This window comes from Pectobacterium sp. IFB5596, assembly GCF_021432585.1.
GTDB lineage: Bacteria > Pseudomonadota > Gammaproteobacteria > Enterobacterales > Enterobacteriaceae > Pectobacterium > Pectobacterium punjabense.
Genome location: NZ_LXFY01000012.1, coordinates 126,341 through 140,308 on the forward strand (window position 1 = coordinate 126,341; position 13,968 = coordinate 140,308).

The 13,968-nt window shown below is 51.5% G+C and carries 11 protein-coding genes; 7 read left to right on the forward strand and 4 right to left on the reverse strand.

The window, feature by feature from the left end; all coding sequences use genetic code 11:
- Window positions 1-15: 15 nt before the first annotated feature.
- The 3 genes from kdpD to A6301_RS10375 all read left to right on the forward strand — a co-directional run bounded on the left by kdpD (window position 16) and on the right by A6301_RS10375 (window position 3,975).
- Window positions 16-2,778, forward strand: a complete 2,763-nt coding sequence (gene kdpD / locus A6301_RS10365; protein WP_234257731.1) for a two-component system sensor histidine kinase KdpD — start codon at window positions 16-18, stop codon at window positions 2,776-2,778.
- A 5-nt stretch (window positions 2,779-2,783) separates the two neighbouring features.
- Window positions 2,784-3,464 carry a two-component system response regulator KdpE gene (gene kdpE, locus A6301_RS10370; protein ID WP_107168284.1) on the forward strand — a complete coding sequence of 227 codons (681 nt, stop codon included), beginning with the start codon at window positions 2,784-2,786 and terminating at the stop codon, window positions 3,462-3,464.
- 82 nt (window positions 3,465-3,546) lie between these two features.
- The gene (locus A6301_RS10375; protein ID WP_107168285.1) at window positions 3,547-3,975 is read left to right on the forward strand and encodes an EamA family transporter; all 429 of its coding nucleotides are present in this window, start codon (window positions 3,547-3,549) and stop codon (window positions 3,973-3,975) included.
- Between the two features lie 205 nt (window positions 3,976-4,180).
- Here the strand turns inward: A6301_RS10375 and pgm are convergent, their stop codons facing one another.
- Window positions 4,181-5,824 (reverse strand): phosphoglucomutase (alpha-D-glucose-1,6-bisphosphate-dependent), encoded by a 1,644-nt coding sequence (gene pgm / locus A6301_RS10380; RefSeq protein WP_234257732.1) that lies wholly within the window; start codon window positions 5,822-5,824, stop codon window positions 4,181-4,183.
- 126 nt (window positions 5,825-5,950) lie between these two features.
- Window positions 5,951-6,487, reverse strand: a complete 537-nt coding sequence (gene seqA / locus A6301_RS10385; protein ID WP_107168287.1) for a replication initiation negative regulator SeqA — start codon at window positions 6,485-6,487, stop codon at window positions 5,951-5,953.
- Between the two features lie 284 nt (window positions 6,488-6,771).
- Here seqA and ybfF point away from each other — a divergent pair, with 284 nt between their 5' ends.
- The gene (gene ybfF / locus A6301_RS10390; RefSeq protein ID WP_234257733.1) at window positions 6,772-7,539 is read left to right on the forward strand and encodes an esterase; all 768 of its coding nucleotides are present in this window, start codon (window positions 6,772-6,774) and stop codon (window positions 7,537-7,539) included.
- A gap of 292 nt (window positions 7,540-7,831) precedes the next feature.
- Window positions 7,832-8,113 (forward strand): LexA regulated protein, encoded by a 282-nt coding sequence (gene ybfE / locus A6301_RS10395; RefSeq protein ID WP_107168289.1) that lies wholly within the window; start codon window positions 7,832-7,834, stop codon window positions 8,111-8,113.
- A 118-nt stretch (window positions 8,114-8,231) separates the two neighbouring features.
- On the opposite strand, the gene A6301_RS10400 is transcribed toward ybfE, so the two are convergent.
- Complete coding sequence (locus A6301_RS10400; RefSeq protein ID WP_234257734.1) at window positions 8,232-9,899, reverse strand: methyl-accepting chemotaxis protein; 1,668 nt, start codon at window positions 9,897-9,899, stop codon at window positions 8,232-8,234.
- Between the two features lie 889 nt (window positions 9,900-10,788).
- On the opposite strand from A6301_RS10400, the gene fldA reads away from it, so the two are divergent.
- On the forward strand, window positions 10,789-11,316 hold the full coding sequence (gene fldA / locus A6301_RS10405; protein ID WP_119881833.1) for a flavodoxin FldA: 528 nt from the start codon (window positions 10,789-10,791) through the stop codon (window positions 11,314-11,316).
- Between the two features lie 329 nt (window positions 11,317-11,645).
- Entirely contained in the window at window positions 11,646-12,095 is a 450-nt protein-coding gene (gene fur, locus A6301_RS10410) for a ferric iron uptake transcriptional regulator (protein ID WP_005973843.1), read from the forward strand.
- A 63-nt stretch (window positions 12,096-12,158) separates the two neighbouring features.
- Here the strand turns inward: fur and glnS are convergent, their stop codons facing one another.
- A complete protein-coding gene (gene glnS, locus A6301_RS10415) occupies window positions 12,159-13,817 on the reverse strand; it encodes a glutamine--tRNA ligase (protein ID WP_107168291.1) in 1,659 nt (552 codons plus the stop codon).
- Window positions 13,818-13,968: the final 151 nt, after the last annotated feature.

Sequence of the window (13,968 nt, forward strand, 5' to 3'; positions counted from 1 at the left end):
AATAAGGGATAGAACATGCTTGACGGTGAAGATCGTCGCCCGGACCCCGATAGCCTACTGGCACAGATCGGCGCGCCGCCGCGTGGCAAGCTAAAAATATTTTTTGGTGCCTGTGCGGGCGTAGGGAAAACCTATGCCATGTTGCAGGAAGCTCAACGGCTGCGGGCGCAAGGGCTGGATATTCTTGTCGGCGTGGTCGAAACCCACGGTCGTAGCGAAACCGCCGCGCTGTTGGAGGGGTTACCGCAGCTGCCGCTCAAGCATCTTCGCCATCACGGTCGTCACACTGTCGAATTCGATCTGGATGCCGCGCTGGCACGCTGTCCGGCACTGATTCTGATCGATGAACTGGCGCACAGCAATGTGAATGGATCACGTCATCCCAAGCGCTGGCAGGACGTACAGGAACTGCTCGATGCCGGTATTGATGTCTTTACCACAGTGAACGTCCAGCATTTGGAAAGTCTGAACGACGTGGTCGGCGGCGTAACCGGTATCAGAGTGCGGGAAACCGTGCCGGACCCCATCTTCGATCAGGCCAGCGAAGTCATTTTGGTAGATCTGCCGCCGGACGATCTGCGACAGCGTTTAAATGAAGGCAAAGTGTATTTGCCGCTACAGGCCGAACGCGCCGTTGAGAATTTTTTCCGTAAAGGCAATTTGATCGCCCTGCGTGAATTAGCACTGCGGCGTCTGGCGGATCGGGTTGACGATCAAATGCGCGCCATGCGTGCGGGACAAGGACGTGAGCAGGTCTGGCATACCCGCGATGCCATTCTGCTATGCATCGGCCACGGCACAGGCAATGAAAAGCTGGTGCGCACGGCAGCACGGCTCGCGGCACGGCTGGGGAGTGTCTGGCACGCGGTTTACGTCGAAACACCGCGCTTGCACCGGTTACCCGAACCGCAGCGGCGTGCCATCTTGCGGGCACTCAAGCTAGCACAGGATCTTGGGGCTGAAACCGTTACGCTATCGGAACCCGACGAAGAGCTTGCCGTCCTGCGCTATGCGCGTGAGCACAACCTCGGAAAAATCGTCATTGGTCGCCATGTGGAACAGCGCTTCGGCTGGTGGTGGCGCACTCGCTTCGCCGAACGACTCGGCAGATTGGGACCCGATCTCGATCTGGTCGTCGTCGCCGTACAGGACGATCCCCCCGCCACACCGATAAAAACGCCTGATGCTCGTGGGCTGGTAGAAAAATGGCGCATGCAATTATTCGGTTGCGGGCTGGCAACGCTGTTGTGCGCCTTTATCACCCTGCTTGCCTCGTGGTCACCGTTTGCCATGCTGGAATCGGTCAATCTGGTGATGATTTATCTGCTGGCTGTCGTCATCGTCGCGCTCTTCTTCGGTCGTTGGCCGTCGGTGTTCGCTGCCGTGATTAACGTCGCCAGTTTCGATCTCTTTTTCATTCTGCCGCGCGGTACCTTTGCCGTATCGGATGCGCAATATCTGCTTACTTTTGCCGTGATGCTCGGCGTCGGTCTGCTGGTTGGTAATCTGACGGCAGGCGTACGCTATCAGGCCAGAGTCGCTCGTTATCGCGAGCAGCGCGTCCGTCATCTGTATGAGATGTCCAAGGCGCTGAACCGTAGCCTGTCCAGTGCAGATATCGTCGAGACCAGCCAGCATTTTCTCAGCACCACGTTTCAGGCCAAGATCGCAGTGCTGTTGACCGATAGCCTGCACCCCATCTCGCCCGACCGCCAGCAGCCCACGCGCGATAGCCAGTCCTTAATTGTCGATAACGCTATTGCGCGCTGGAGCGTCGATCATCGTGCGCCTGCCGGTGCGGGGACATCCACCCTGCCCGGTGTGTCGTATCAGGTTCTGCCACTCACCACCACGCAGCAAATCTTCGGCGTGCTGGCGATTGAACCCAATAATGCGCGGCAGTTGATGATTCCCGAGCAGCAGCGGCTGTTGGAAACCTTTACCGTGCTGATCGCTAATGCGCTGGAGCGTCTGCACCTGATGCAAAGTACAGAAAATGCCCGGCTCGATGCCGAGCGTGAGCAGTTGCGTAATTCGCTGCTTGCCGCACTCTCGCACGATCTGCGCACGCCGCTGACGGTACTTTTTGGTCAGGCCGAGATTCTGACATTGAATCTGGCGAGCGAAGGGTCACCTTACGCTCAGCAGGCCAATCAGATTCGCCAGCACATTTTGAATACTACGCGATTGGTCAATAATCTGCTCGACATGGCACGTATTCAGTCGGATGGCTTTAACCTGCGCAAAGAATGGCAAACACCCGAGGAGTTAATCGGCAGTGCCCTGCAACAGTTGGAAAGTGCGCTGGCGAAAAACACTATTCAGGTTAATCTACCTGCTGAAATGGTTCTGGTTTATTGTGATGCCGGGCTGGTGGAACGCGTGTTCATTAATCTGCTGGAGAATGCGCTGAAGTACGCCGGAGAGCAGGCCACGATCGCGATTTCGGCGAGCGTTATTCCCACCAGCCTTATTGCAGAGAACACAGCCTCGCAGCCCAGTACGCAGGAAAGCGCGCTGGAAATCATCGTGCAGGACAATGGCCCGGGGATTGAACCTGGTCAAGAAAACATGATTTTTGATAAATTTTCCCGTGGTCACAAAGAGTCGTCGATTCCCGGTGTGGGGCTGGGGCTGGCGATCTGTCGAGCAATTGTGGAAATTCACGGCGGCCGTATCTGGGCAACGAATGCGGAAAGCGGCGGTGCAGCTTTCCACTTCACGTTACCACTATCGGCACCGCCGGATCTCGAGCCGGAAGATATTGAGGAGCACTGAATCCATTGCAGGCCACTATTCTGATCGTTGAGGATGAAAAAGAGATCCGTCGTTTTGTTCGTCAGGCGCTGGAAGGCGAAGGCTGTCGCGTGTTTGACGCAGAAACGATGCAGCGCGGTTTGCTGGAAGCGGCCACGCGTAAGCCCGATCTGATTATTCTCGATTTGGGCCTGCCGGACGGCAACGGTATCGACTACATCCGCGATTTACGTCAGTGGAGCAGCCTGCCCATTATTGTGCTATCTGCCCGTACCGACGAGCAGGATAAAATAGATGCGTTGGATGCCGGTGCCGATGATTACCTAACCAAACCGTTTGGCATTGGCGAGCTGCTGGCACGGCTGCGCGTCGCGCTCCGTCGCCACAGCCATACCCAGCAGGAAACGCCGCTGGTGAGTTTCGGTACGATCACCGTAGATTTGCTTAATCGGCAGGTGAACCGCGACGGTCAGGAACTGCACCTGACGCCCATCGAATTTCGGCTTCTGGCAACCTTGCTCGCCAGCCCCGGCAAAGTGCTGACGCAGCGCCAGCTTCTAACGCAGGTCTGGGGGCCAAACGCCGTCGAGCACAGCCACTATCTGCGTATTTATATGGGGCATCTACGCCAGAAGCTGGAAAGCGACCCGGCAAGACCTCGCCATCTCTTGACTGAAACCGCTATCGGTTATCGATTTATACCGTAAAATCATCCTTCTGTATCAGGCAGCGTCCTTGGAGAACCTTTTCCACGGTGCGCGCCTGCCTTCTCTTCAGGGATACGCCGTCATGAGTAGTTGGTTAATTTATGCTTTGTTGTCTGCCGTATGTGCCGCGATGGTCGCAATATTCGGCAAGATCGGTCTGCAAAATTTGGACGCCAATACGGCGACCGCGATTCGTGCCGTCATCATGGCACTTTTTCTGGTGGGTGTAGTGGTCGCGCAAGGTAAGCTGGCGCTGGTCGGTGACGTTATCGCTAATAAGAAAGCGCTGTTGTTCATTGTGCTCAGCGGCGTCGCAGGTGCGCTGTCGTGGCTATTTTATTTTGTGGCGTTGAAGAACGGTAACGTCGCACAGGTCGCGCCGATCGATAAGCTTAGTGTGGTCTTCGCGGTCGTGCTGGCAGTCATTCTGCTGGGAGAAAAAATTTCGCTGATGGCGGGAGCTGGCGTGGCGCTGATTTCAGTGGGAGCGCTACTGGTCGCGTTGGGATAAACCTATTATACGAAGGTTACTGACAAAACCCGTAGAGCGGTAGTAACGGATAGATCGTAAAGACGCTGTAAACACATCCCTGTGCGCTCGGCTTGCGCCATCCCTGGCGCAAACGCTTTACTCTTCTATTCCGTTACTACCGTTTTTGTTCTGTAAATAGGTTTGTCAGCAGTCTGAAAGGCGCTGCAAGCAGCGCCCTTTTCACTTATTTGGCGCTTGCCAGCACCGCACTGACAATTTCTACCGCTTCTTTCTCGATTCGCTCGCGGTGTTCCACCCCGAGGAAACTTTCACAGTAGATCTTGTAGGCTTCTTCCGTACCGGAAGGACGCGCAGCAAACCAGCCATTCTCCGTCATCACTTTCAGGCCACCAATCGATGCCCCATTACCCGGCGCAGCGGTCAGACGAGCCGTAATCGGATCGCCCGCCAGCGTGCTCGCTGACACCTGCTCAGGAGACAACTTGGACAGCGCGGCTTTTTGCGCGTGCGTCGCGGAAGCCTGAATACGGTTGTAGCTTGGCGCGCCAAAGCGCTGTGCCAGCTCATCATAATGCTGCTGCGGGTTTTTACCCGTCACGGCCGTAATTTCTGCTGCCAGCAGACACAGGATGATGCCGTCTTTATCCGTCGACCACGGCGTGCCGTCAAAGCGCAGGAAAGAAGCCCCCGCGCTTTCTTCACCGCCGAAGCCAAAGCTGCCGTCATACAGTCCGTCAACGAACCATTTGAAGCCAACCGGAACTTCTACTAGCTTGCGGCCCAAATCTGCCACTACGCGATCGATCATCGCGCTGGATACCAGCGTTTTGCCGACAGCAACAGACTGTCCCCACTGTGGTCGATGCTGGAACAGGTAGTTGATCGCCACCGCCAGATAGTGGTTCGGGTTCATCAGCCCTGCTGGGGTGACAATACCGTGGCGGTCATAGTCAGGATCGTTGGCAAACGCCAGGTCGAATTTATCACGCAGCGCCAGCAGCCCAGCCATGGCGAATTCTGACGAGCAATCCATACGGATCGCGCCGTCGTGATCCAGCGACATAAAACGGAATGTTTGATCGACGGCGTCGTTAACCAGCGTCAGATCCAGCTTGTAGTGTTCTGCAATGCGCTGCCAATAGGCAATACCGGAACCGCCCAGCGGGTCGACGCCCAGTTTAAGGCCAGCGCGTTGAATCGCCGCCATGTCCACCACACTAGCCAGACCTTCGACATAAGCCTGAACCAGATCCTGCTCGTGGACATGTCCGCTTTTCAGCGCCTGATCCAACGTAATGCGTTTCACGTCACGCAGTTCATCTGCCAACAGCGCATTCGCACGCGTTTCAATCACGCTGGTCAGGTTGGTATCCGCAGGGCCGCCGTTCGGCGGGTTATATTTAATGCCACCATCTTCCGGCGGGTTGTGGGACGGCGTAATCACAATACCGTCCGCCAGCGCACCGCCCTGACGATTGTGAACCAGAATCGCGTTAGACACCGCTGGCGTTGGGGTAAAACCATTATCCAACTGAACGATCACATCCACGCCATTGGCAGCCAACACTTCCAGCACGGAAATAAAGGCAGGCTCAGAGAGCGCATGCGTGTCTTTTCCGACATAGCACGGGCCGCTGATGCCCTGCTTTTTACGCTCTTCTGCAATGGCCTGCGCAATCGCCAGAATATGTAGTTCATTAAAGCTATGACGCCCCGCGCTACCACGATGGCCAGACGTACCGAATTTCACCGCATGCGCGGTATTGCCGACTTCCGGGCGCAGCACATAATATTGTGACGTTAACTGTGCCACATTAATCAAATCGCTCTGTCGGGCAGGCTGTCCGGCCCTTGGGTGATTAGCCATTGGCGCTTCTCCCTAACGCTGTAGTTAGTGTAGTTAGATAAGTGGTTAATGTTATTCCCCTCATTCTTCGAGCTGCCTGTGCGTTGGCTTCACGCAACTCGAATTATTTAGGGGATAGGTAGATGATTAGATGGTTCCGCACACTTTCTCTGTCAGTTCCGCAGGAAACTGCATCGTCAGCATAATGTGCTCAACCATACTGCGTTTACGGCCAGTATTCGTATTGGTAATCACCCAGTATGGCGTGCCAGGAATATGTTTAGGCTTTGTGTGTGTGCCATGCTGAAGCAATGTCTGTTGGTCACCCGCGAAATAGACCCGGGTACGGCCATGAAGCGATTCTGTCGCAGCAGCAAACTCCTGCGGCGATAGGGTATACAGCGTGCACAGAACCAGCATAAAGCGATTAATGGCCTTATTTTGTTCAGCGTATTCATCTGACAGCAGCAGCTCACGCAGGGTTCGAACCCGATCGCGCGGACTCGGCGCAGTAACAGGCTGAGACGTCGCCGTTGCCGTCGCTTCTACCACCGGCGTTGTGACAGGCTGCCCGGCCGTAAATTTCAGCATACGCCGTAAAATATCCGATGCGCTCTCACCAATATGCTGTGTGTGGCTGGCAATATAACGATAAAGCTCTTCGTCGACTTCTATAGTTTTCATCTTTATCCAGTGCTGTTTTTACCCATTACCGTGCAAATTACAGAGACGCTTCCCTTCTGCAACCCGACATCGATGGGTAGATGACTCAAATCAAAAGGATTATACAGGCGTTCAAACATTATCGAACAGCGGCATAATGGGACAATACCAAAAGTCAGACTATGCCCCAATGCCTTTCACATCCATTCAAGTAGCTATACGTGTCCCTTACCATTCCTTCAGTGACAACATTGCTTCTAAAGTCATGATACCCTAAGCCCATGTCTCTCTGAATGAACTTCACCATGAAATTGAATCATCGCTGGCAAAATGCGCACCAGTCCACAGATAAACGTCCTGTTGTCCTGATTCATGGCCTGTTTGGCACATTAGATAACCTGGGTGTATTAGGACGGGATTTGCAAAATACGCATGACATCCTACAAATCGATTTACGCAACCACGGTTTGTCGCCACGTTCATCACAGATGAACTACCCCGCAATGGCAGAGGATGTGTTGGCGCTGTTAGATGAATTGCATATCGAACGCGCTATCGTTATTGGCCATTCGATGGGCGGAAAAGTCGCAATGGCGCTCAGTGCACTCATTCCTGAACGACTGGACAGACTGGTCGCGATTGATATCGCCCCGGTGGATTATCAAGTGCGCCGCCACGACACCATTTTCGCCGCACTACGTGCCGTAACGGAAGCGGGTCTGACATCACGAACCGAAGCGACAGCGCTCATGCGCCAGCATATAAAAGAAGAAGGCGTGATTCAGTTTTTGCTGAAATCTTTCCAGCAGGGAGAGTGGCGTTTTAACGTACCGGTCTTGTGGGATGAGTACGAAAACATTGTTGGCTGGCAAGAGGTTCCGGCCTGGCAAGGGCCAATATTGTTCATCCGCGGCGGCGATTCCCCCTATCTGGACGATCGCTACCGCGATTCGCTACTGCGTCAGTTCCCGGCGGCGCGGGCGCATGTTGTCAGCGGAGCTGGCCACTGGGTTCACTCAGAAAAACCCGATGCAGTTTTGCGCGCTATCCACCGTTTTCTGGACGCGAATTAACCAGACCCTACTGACACTGGCGGATTCATGGCAACAGCGGCAGTTAACCGTTGTCGCCGCCAGTGCGGCTAGGGTATGATGGCGCTCGCAGTAGAGGGACGGCTGATTCAGCCACAAGTCATTGTAACCACTTCATCAAAGTGCACGCGTAATTTCCCGGCATGTTCAACAGATAGCCAAACCGCACTCTGACAATCCTATTGCAGAGTGAGAGCAGGCATCGATTTTATCTGTAGGGCAGAACGAGCAGCGCTGTGTATTTTGGTCAGAATACCTTGCAGTATCATTACTTATGGCAAAAGAACAAACGGATCGCACTACACTGGATCTGTTCGCAGATGAGCGTCGTCCGGGCCGCCCCAAGACCAACCCGCTCACACGTGACGAACAACTAAGAATTAACAAGCGTAATCAACTACGTCGCGATAAAGTGCGTGGCTTGCGCCGTGTTGAATTAAAGATTAATAGCGACGCCGTCGATATCCTGAACAGCCTTGCTGAACAGCGGAACATTAGCCGCAGTGAATTGATTGAAGAGATGCTGCTGGCGCAGTTGGCCGAACAGCAATCCTGATTGACGTAACCTGATATTTATAAATAACTTAAGCATTCATATTTTGTGCGGCGCCATTTCTGACGCCGCCTGAACATTCACCCAAGATTACACACGCTATCTCAGATTAAAACGACGCTTAGAACTTTTCCCAGTTGTCGTTACTGGGCGGTAGCGCCTTGCTTGCACGCGGGGCAATCGCTGGCGTTTTCTGCACCGGTTTTGCCGCCACTTTCAGCCCTGACTGCGTATCGGACAGTTGGAACAGCGATACGGTCTGGTTCAACAGTGCCGCCTGCTCTTCCAAAGACAACGCTGCCGAAGAGGCCTGTTCAACCAATGCGGCATTTTGCTGCGTTACGCTGTCCATCTCCGCCACAGCCTGACCAACCTGTGCGATGCCTTTGCTCTGTTCTTCCGATGCCGAGGCAATTTCACCCATAATATCTGTTACGTTAGTCACCGCGCGAACGATATCCTGCATCGTGTCTCCGGCATCGCTAACCAGATTGGAGCCGGTATCCACGCAGCGAACCGATTCAGAAATTAGCCCTTCAATCTCTTTCGCCGCCTGAGCACTACGCTGCGCCAGACTACGTACTTCTCCGGCTACCACGGCAAAACCACGCCCTTGTTCGCCTGCACGCGCCGCTTCAACCGCCGCGTTCAACGCCAGAATGTTGGTCTGGAAAGCAATGCCGTTAATCACGGTGGTGATTTCTGCGATTTTTCTCGAACTGCCGGAGATCTCTGCCATGGTTTTCACCACGTTCTCAACGATTTCACCGCCCTTCTTCGCCGTTGTCGAGGCTTGTAACGCCAGTTGGCTGGCATGGTTGGCGTTTTCGGCATTCTGTTTCACCGTTGCCGTCAGTTGCTCCATACTCGCCGCCGTTTCTTCCAGCGCGGAAGCCTGCTCTTCGGTACGTGAAGACAGATCGTTGTTGCCTGCGGCAATCTCAGAAGCGCCCTGATAGATGGAATCCGTGCTGTTTCTAATGGTGCTAACGGTGCTAGCCAAACTCCCCTGCATTTCACGCAAAAGTGGGAACAAGCGGCCAACACAGTTATTACCAAAGTCCAGAATCGGCTTGCCCAGGTGACCAGAAGCTATCACGCTAAAGTGATCGCGCAGGTTATTCAACGGGCGAACCAAGCACACCACCAGATAACGGTCTGTCAGGAACAGCATGATGAGGCCGATAACCAACCCGCTCAGCAAAATGTTCTGCCCAATCGTGGTGATTTGTTCAAAACGCACGCCCGCCGCATCGAATTTCTCTGCGCTGGCGTTACTGAACGCAGATAGAGAAGCACCAAACTGGCGACTCAATGGCGGCACAACATTCTTGGCCTGATTTTGGTAATCATCCAGCGCGTTGGCAGCGGCCTTTTGATAAAGCGGTTCTACGCCCTGAACAACCAGATTATTCCAGTCACGGCTGACAGCTTGCACCAGAGCATCGTCCAGACTCGCATGATCGATAGCATTAAACGCCACCAGATCAGACTTCAGCTTATCCAGCGCGACGAGCGCGGAGGCCTGCTCTTTATCTGCGGTGGCATTATCACCACTGCGACGCGCATCTACAGCGCGCGCCAGACGAGTTACCATACGGAAGTATTGATCGTTACCCTGATTGATAAAGTTCATGTTCTGAACCAGCAAGGTGCTGGTTTTCGAGGTCGCTGTCATCTCTTTAAAAGAGAACATGGTATATATTGATACGCCGCCCCAAAGAACACAAAAAATGCCCAGCACCCATAGCATAGCGGTTCTGATGGCAATATTTTTAATAAGTCTCATAGCTCACTCCAAATCAGGAAAATGGTTAAAAAGATTTTTATCGCTAATCAACCGATATGAATCAGAAAATTCACACCATGAAACAGGTCACTTCTCCCTAGCGTTCACATTTCACCGAGTTGAAAACTCAAAAACCACGCTAACTCATCGGCTAAATACAGAGAATATTTAGCACTCTTGCTATATTTATTAATATAATTTTTCGCACTGATAATAAATTAGCCTATTTTTATAAATATAAGGTTTTTAATCATAGGGTTGAACGCAAACCGACGGTCACCCGCTTCCCATGCGGATTGGCGTGGGTATGCAGCCAGGCTGGCAAAGCAATTTGGGCATCATTTTCATTTTATTCTTTAACATCAAAAAGCTAAAACCTTTCTCTTTAAGGTTGCATCGTTTCAGCTGTAAATGGTTATAATTCTTATCTTCTTCATTAGGAATTTTCCCGCAAAATGTTACACGCATTCAATTCGATAAAACATTATCTTTTGTATGCATTTTAATTTCCCTGAATAGGGATGTACCGTTCCGTGACTTTTATTTTTCACAAACAGAAGTCTGCTTTTAATTACAATTGAAACAAACCATAAAATAAAAATATCATTCATAAAAAATGAAACGGTGTTGCAAATAAATAACCTTTATAATACTAAGGCTGTGTAGACCTAATCTCAGAAGACATCATACTCACACAATTAAGGTGGGTATTTTAACGCCCATGGAGAGGGTTTTCCGTTTCTTTTATTGCCCTCAGCATTTCGCATGCTCTTGATTTACGCCTCCATACCGATACGAGTTTCTCCTGATGTGAGTGTCTGTTATTATTAACAGATAAGTGGGTGAAATATTACACCATACCATTAGGAATCAAGAGGTTATTCAATTCATGGCACTCATCGGAATATTCTTTGGCAGTGATACAGGCAACACGGAAAACATCGCCAAAACGATCCAACAGCAGTTAGGCACCAACGTTGCTGATGTTCATGACATCGCCAAAAGCAGCAAAGAGGACCTCGAAGGTTTCGATATTCTGCTGTTGGGTATTCCAACCTGGTATTACGGTGAAGCTCAGTGCGATTGGGATGACTTCTTCCCTTCGCTGGAAGAGGTTGATTTCACCGGAAAATTGGTTGCCTTGTTTGGCTGCGGCGATCAGGAAGACTATGCGGAATACTTCTGTGATGCCATGGGCACCATTCGTGACATCATTGAGCCTCGTGGCGCGACGATTGTCGGCCACTGGTCAACTGAAGGTTATTACTTTGAAGCCTCTAAAGGGCTCGCCGACGACAATCACTTCATTGGTTTGGCTATCGATGAAGACCGTCAACCTGAGCTGACCAGCGAACGCGTAACGACGTGGGTGAAACAGATCAGTGATGAACTGAATCTAAAAGAGCTGGTTGGCTAAGCCATTTTGGCCCTGATAATTTCGATCAGGGCCAAAATAGTATCGATAGGTAAAACCTTTCATAATAATTGATACATTTTTTTAACTTCTATCAGTAAACCTGTACAATAATCCCATCGGTTTTATACGTGCTTCATCCTTTCTTCATTCATCAACAATGGACTGCGCTGTATATCAGTAGTATGAATGGGGACAATATTGTTAACATTCCCTTGTTTTCATTTTGTATGCGCGGTTCTATAATTGAGACGCAATTACATTTTTTGAGCCGACCGATGTCATAGGCTAGGCAGCCTCCATTGATAAGTAAGCAACAGGACTAAACCCGCATGACTGACAACAATACCGCATTAAAGAAGGCCGGCCTGAAAGTCACTCTTCCAAGACTGAAAATACTGGAAGTGCTACAGGACCCTGTCTGTCATCACGTCAGTGCGGAAGATTTATATAAGAGACTGATTGATATGGGCGAAGAGATTGGTCTTGCTACCGTCTATCGCGTACTCAACCAGTTTGATGATGCAGGCATCGTAACCCGTCATAACTTCGAAGGGGGTAAATCCGTCTTTGAACTGACGCAGCAGCATCATCACGATCACTTAATTTGCCTCGACTGTGGCAAAGTCATTGAATTCCGCGATGAATCTATCGAAGCACGTCAGCGTGAGATCGCAGAAAGACACGGTATTAAACTGACCAACCACAGTTTGTATCTCTATGGGCATTGCAGTGAAGGGGATTGTCGAGAAGACGAAACTCTGCATGAGTCCACACGATAAATCGACCGCATCAAAAAATAAAACCGCCGAGGCGGTTTTATTTTTGTCTTCTACTTCGTGGCGTTAGCCAACCCAAGTATCGCGCAGCCCGACCGTTCGGTTAAACACCAGATGTTCTGCACTGGAGTAAACACGATCGGCACAGAAGTAACCTTCGCGCTCAAACTGATACGCTTTCTCTACTTCCGCCTGTGCCAAGCTCGCTTCGACAAAACCTTGCGTCACTTTCAGTGAATCTGGGTTAATCGTCGACAGGAAGTCATCCGCCGCGCCAGGGTTTGCCACACTGAACAGACGATCGTACAAGCGGAATTCCGCAGGGACGCCATGTGCAGCGGAGACCCAGTGGATGACGCCTTTCACTTTACGTCCATCAGCCGGATCTTTGCTCAGCGTTTCTGCATCGTAACTGCAATAGATCGTGGTGATGGTGCCCTGCTCGTCTTTTTCAATGCGATCGGCTTTGATCACATAGGCATTACGCAGACGCACTTCTTTACCCAACACCAAACGTTTGTACTGCTTGTTGGCTTCTTCGCGGAAGTCAGCGCGATCGATGTAAACTTCGCGGCTGAATGCCACCTGACGTGAGCCCATTTCCGGCTTATTGGGATGATTTGGCATCGCAACAAACTCTTCGTGCTCAGCAGACAGATTCTCGATCACCACTTTGACCGGATCTAACACTGCCATTGCACGCGGAGCATTCTCATTCAGATCGTCACGGATACAGGATTCAAGTGCAGCCATTTCCACGTTATTGTCCTGCTTCGTTACGCCGATGCGCACACAGAATTCACGGACGGAAGCCGCACTATAGCCGCGACGACGCAGGCCTGAGATAGTCGGCATACGCGGATCATCCCAGCCTTCAACCACGTTTTCCACGACCAGTTGGTTCAGCTTACGCTTGGACATAATCGCGTATTCGAGATTGAGGCGGGAGAATTCGTACTGGCGTGGGTGACAAGGAATCGTGATGTTATCCAGTACCCAATCGTACAAACGGCGGTTATCCTGGAATTCCAGCGTACACAGCGAATGCGTGATCCCTTCCAATGCGTCGGAAATGCAGTGGGTGAAGTCATACATCGGGTAGATGCACCACTTATTGCCCGTCTGGTGGTGATCGGCGAACTTAATGCGATACAACACAGGATCGCGCATCACGATAAAGGATGATGCCATATCGATTTTTGCACGCAAACAAGCAGTACCTTCGGCAAACCCACCGTTGCGCATTTTTTCAAACAGCGCCAGGTTTTCCTGCACGGTACGGTCACGATAAGGGCTGTTTTTACCCGGTGCCGTCAACGTGCCACGATATTCACGAATCTGATCGGCCGTCAACTCATCAACGTAAGCCAGTCCTTTACCGATGAGCTCAACCGCATAAGCGTGCAGTTGATCGAAATAATCAGAAGAATAACGAACGTTACCGCTCCATGAAAAACCCAGCCACTCGACGTCACGTTTGATCGACTCAACGTATTCGATATCTTCTTTTACCGGATTGGTGTCGTCAAAACGCAGGTTACATTGCCCCTGGTAGTCACGCGCGATCCCAAAATTCAGACAAATAGATTTGGCATGCCCAATATGCAGATAACCGTTCGGCTCTGGCGGGAAACGCGTCTGAATATGGTCATGCTTACCGGATGCCAGATCTTCATCAATAATCTGACGGATAAAGTTAGTCGGGCGGGCTTCAGCCTCACTCATTCTTCATTCCTCAATGCTAAAACGACGTATAACCGACAATGATCCAACAAGCTACGCTGGGAAACAACCGTTAATTATTCATAACGAAAAAAAGGGGTGAGATTGCTACCTCACCCCCCTTGAGTATCATCGACATGACACGGCGTTACAC